We start from the raw sequence: 2,102 nt of genomic DNA, 5'->3' as shown, positions 1-2,102 counted from the left end.
TGAATTAAGAACTAAAGAACAATCAGTAAGGTTAGAAACTAATTTAGTGTAAAGTCTAATCTATAACTTTTGTAAACGATGTATCTTAACGAACAGGGTGGATCGTACCAGTTATCACCACCAGGAGTTGTGCCACCTCCGGCTCCACCATCCGGGTCTTCGGCTGTAGCATCCCCATCGGGCACATACCTGGTCAATGTTTCACATTCTATACGGGCATCTAACACATCCCAATTGGCATTATAGGTAACCAGGTAATAACATTTTTCTTCGTCAACATATGTACCTTTTAAACGATTACTTCCCTCACTAGCCTGATAGCTGACCTCACCATAAGGTAAAAAACTACTGTGCCCAAATACTTTAAAATCGGCCAGGATAAACAGGTCAATCACTTTTTCCAGATTAAGCTGGGGCGGCTCCTCCTCAATAAAAGCATCAAAGTAGTTACGCACCAGTAGTTGAATATGCCAGCGGTCGTTGCTTACAGCTGCAATAATAATTGCACGGACATATTTATCAGTGTCTTTATACACTGGTATTTGAGCCACCGTTTCGTCATTACTGACAAACCAGCGTGTAGCCTCCCAACGCGGGTAACCAAAGCGCTTAATAAAATGTGGTACAAAGTAAGCTGTGTCGTTTTGTTGCTTAACACGAGTCAGCACATTGTTGATAAAGTCAAGTTTAGAGTGATTCATCGTTCCTTTGAGGGAATTAAACTCAAAAAAGCGTTGCTCCAAGGCAGTATCATCAGTAGTTTGCTTGTTTGATAATTGTTCGCAACCAAGCAGCAGACCAAATAATAGCACACCTAAGAGCTTTAGTTGTTTTTGTTTCATAGGTTTGATTTAAAATTAATAAATGGTTTTAATTGTTAGTAATAATTCTATAAACTGTTATTCTTCAATAATTATTAATTTCTCAGCTCAATTCGCTCCCGCAAAAGTCCCCTCATATCCTTTAAACACTACCGCGCGAAAAAATGCGCGGTAGTGATAATAGCTATCAGCTAGCAGCCAGAGGCCATCAGCAATTTCCTCTACTCTTCTTCCACTAACTGTTTACCGGCGCGCAGGTCAACAATGATGCGGGCCACTTTGTAGCTGGTATAAAGTTTAGGATTATCGGTTTCAAACAGTTTAATCAGTTTATCCACCTTATTGCGCAGCAAATCGTTGGCCTGGTTGACCAGCTCGGTCAGCTCCTGGCGAGCTTGTGCGCGTGTAACAATAGCCGACCGTGGGGCAGCTATAACGGCCGCATACTCATCAATTTCGGTTTTTAACTGATTCACATCTTCGGGCGATTGCCCATAACTCACAAGATGCTCACCCAGGGCATAGCCTTCGGCATAAATGAGCGCACAGGCTGTTTTTAGATTCTCGGCCGATAGTTTCTCCAACGAAGAGGCCGATACTTTGCATTTTTCAAGCAGGTCGGGCTGACCTTCAATCTGGGCATATACATACATGGCCGCGGCCAACTTCACCGTAGCGTCAATCATTTCTTGCTCGGCTTGCTGCTTAAGCTGGGTGCTTCCGGTGGTATTGCCCATCTGAATGCGGTGCACCTCATCAATTTTGATTAGCAATTCAAAAAATTCATTGATTAAACCCTCAAAAGCCGGAATGGTCTTTAGCTCTTCAGTATAGGTTTCAAATACATACTTAACGGCCATAAACATGGCCAATTGATTACGTTGTTTTGCGGTCATAGTTTAGTTCGCATTTGTTGGTTACGAGTAATCACTATTGATACTCAATAGTTAATTGCAAAAACCGCAAAACGTAACACATTTATCCTCGATGTAAATCGTCATATTAGGATGAATGCTTCAATAGTTTATGTCAATATTCTGTATTTATTGATGAATGGACGAAGATTACTATTTACATATTATATTTCTTATTATTAGAAGCCGATTGAAAATGTAAAAAAAACAATGAAGCGTCTATATGATATGCAATCCCGCTGGGGTTGATATTTATAGGGTAGGCTTATTATTTCTATAAATATTCAACTTCTCCGAAGTTGTTTTATTATCTCCAGCGGAGATAAATATTTGTAGATATGTGAAATGTAAATGACCAATCAACCTC

2 protein-coding genes are annotated in these 2,102 nt (G+C 40.3%); both read right to left on the bottom strand.

Features of this window, described 5'->3' with window-relative positions:
- Positions 1-38: 38 nt before the first annotated feature.
- The gene (locus KDU71_RS22680; protein WP_212193418.1) at positions 39-842 is read right to left on the bottom strand and encodes a hypothetical protein; all 804 of its coding nucleotides are present in this window, start codon (positions 840-842) and stop codon (positions 39-41) included.
- Positions 843-1,042: 200 nt separating this feature from the next.
- Positions 1,043-1,717, bottom strand: a complete 675-nt coding sequence (locus KDU71_RS22675; RefSeq protein ID WP_212193417.1) for a hypothetical protein — start codon at positions 1,715-1,717, stop codon at positions 1,043-1,045.
- Positions 1,718-2,102 lie beyond the last annotated feature (385 nt).

It is taken from the genome of Carboxylicivirga sediminis, from assembly GCF_018156225.1.
In the GTDB taxonomy this organism is placed as follows: Bacteria; Bacteroidota; Bacteroidia; order Bacteroidales; family Marinilabiliaceae; genus Carboxylicivirga; species Carboxylicivirga sediminis.
The sequence above is the reverse complement of the archived record's forward strand: the minus strand, read 5'-3'. Positions and strand labels throughout refer to the sequence as shown.

What these genes read in the sequence shown, in the direction of transcription:
- KDU71_RS22675 (WP_212193417.1), bottom strand. Translation starts at nt 1,717, where the DNA reads ATGACCGCAAAACAACGTAATCAATTGGCCATGTTTATGGCCGTTAAG.
- KDU71_RS22680 (WP_212193418.1), bottom strand. Translation starts at nt 842, where the DNA reads ATGAAACAAAAACAACTAAAGCTCTTAGGTGTGCTATTATTTGGTCTG.